Origin of the sequence: Fictibacillus sp. B-59209 (assembly GCF_036216745.1) — a bacterium.
Taxonomy (GTDB): domain Bacteria; phylum Bacillota; class Bacilli; order Bacillales; family Fictibacillaceae; genus Fictibacillus_C; species Fictibacillus_C marinisediminis.
Window position 1 is genome coordinate 79,628 of the sequence record NZ_JARMMC010000023.1, and the last position, 1,673, is coordinate 81,300.

A 1,673-nucleotide genomic window follows, 5' to 3' on the forward strand; every position below is an offset into this window, starting at 1 on the left:
CTTTCAGGACAGCCCCTTTTGAGGTTTGATGAAATCGGGGTTTAAGTGTGGGTTGAATCTTTCAATGTTACTGCAGCTAACTTCTTATGATGGAAAACGTACGAACCTGCAATCAAGATAAATCCAACAAAAAAGATTACCCATGAACTGAAGGGATCTCCAACAGCGATCGTTGAATACATCGCACCGGCCAGATCGAAGAAAAAACCGGCATAGGCCCACTCTTTTAATCTTGGAACGCCTGGCACCAGAATGGCGATAACACCCAACAATTTGGCAATTCCGAGAAAAGGCAAAAGATAGTCAGGATAGCCCAAATGATTAAATAAATCCACAGCAGCAGAAACAAAGAGAATATCAGGAATGGAACCTGCGAGCATTAAGGCTGCTAACAATGCTGTGAAGACCCAATACCAGACACGAATTCGCTTCATCATCTCATTCCCCTCAAAATAATTTTGCATTGAATTTTTGTTTCACCATATCCATATACAAAGGGAATGAGGAGTAGAATGAGACTTTTTATTCAATTTAATATAAGAACATTGAGTCTAGTAATGGTTTAAAAGTAAATGACGAAAATACAAAGATGAGGTAAAGGATGACTTTAAAGAATAATTCTTTTTTACAAGCCAAATTTATGCAAACGTTTCCATGGTCTTCTTGTTCTTGCTGGATTCAACCATTTCTATAAGCCCTGTTACCTCAAATAATCGGCGGACGCGATTCGTCATGCCTCTTAGCATTAACGTACTGTTGTTCCTTTTCGTTGATCTAAGCACGCCAGCGAAAACTCCTAACCCAACACTATCTATGAAATCAATCTTTTCAACATCAATAATTATGTCTTGTTTAGTTTTTTCTGATAATGGGACAAGTATTTTTTTCAACTTGGGTGCCGTGTAGCTCTGAACTTCTCCTACTAATTCCAAATAATGAGTGCCGTTCAATTTTTCATGTGTAATTTTAAGATCCATAACATTTCCCATTGACATACTCATAAGGCAAAACTCCAGGAGAAAGACTTTACCGTAATTGCAGGGCCACCTGTTTTTGCTATGGCTCGTTGATGATCCGATAACTCAGTAAGAATTTGTTCGTTTGTTAATGTCATCGTTTCCTCCTTCAATGTTGTCTAATATCTTCATTAAAAGTTTAATCGGTTACTGTCAGAGTCGCGAATATCGTCCAATCTACTACGTATTTTTGAGTGATGCAATGAAACACATGGTTAAGTTGCCGTTTGCGTAAATTACAATAGGCATCCATTACCGTTCTTTCAGTTAATAGTTTAATACGTAAATATAAAAGATTAGTGTGTAGATTATAAAGAATTATTAAATAAACACATTAAACCTGTATTTGGATCGCTTAGTTTTGTTTTTGGCAAACGCTCATTTCCCTGAGATCATCGAGGGCAACCATTAGCTTGTAAAAGAAATGGAAGAGGTTCGAAAGTTAGGTAATGGTCTAGAAAAGGCTTTTTATCTTTGGCTGTTTTCGTAACCTTTGTTGCTCTTAGGAGTGGTTGATTTCCGTTTCAGGATGCTCGCTTTCCGCGGGGCGTGCGGTGAGCCTCTTGGCGCTAGCGCCTGCGGGAGTCTCACCTGTCACGCTAGTCCCGCAGGACAAGGAAGGCTCCGGCAGCGGGGTTATCGCACGAAGAAAGTGTG

2 protein-coding genes are annotated in these 1,673 nt (G+C 39.4%); both read right to left on the reverse strand.

All coding sequences use genetic code 11. The annotated features are described in order from the left end of the window. Positions 1–41: 41 nt before the first annotated feature. Positions 42–437: a DoxX family protein gene (locus P4361_RS19545; RefSeq protein WP_328090612.1), complete on the reverse strand. Its 396-nt coding sequence runs from the start codon at positions 435–437 to the stop codon at positions 42–44. 201 nt (positions 438–638) lie between these two features. Continuing rightward, the gene (locus P4361_RS19550; RefSeq protein WP_256227439.1) at positions 639–1,001 is read right to left on the reverse strand and encodes an STAS domain-containing protein; all 363 of its coding nucleotides are present in this window, start codon (positions 999–1,001) and stop codon (positions 639–641) included. Positions 1,002–1,673: the final 672 nt, after the last annotated feature.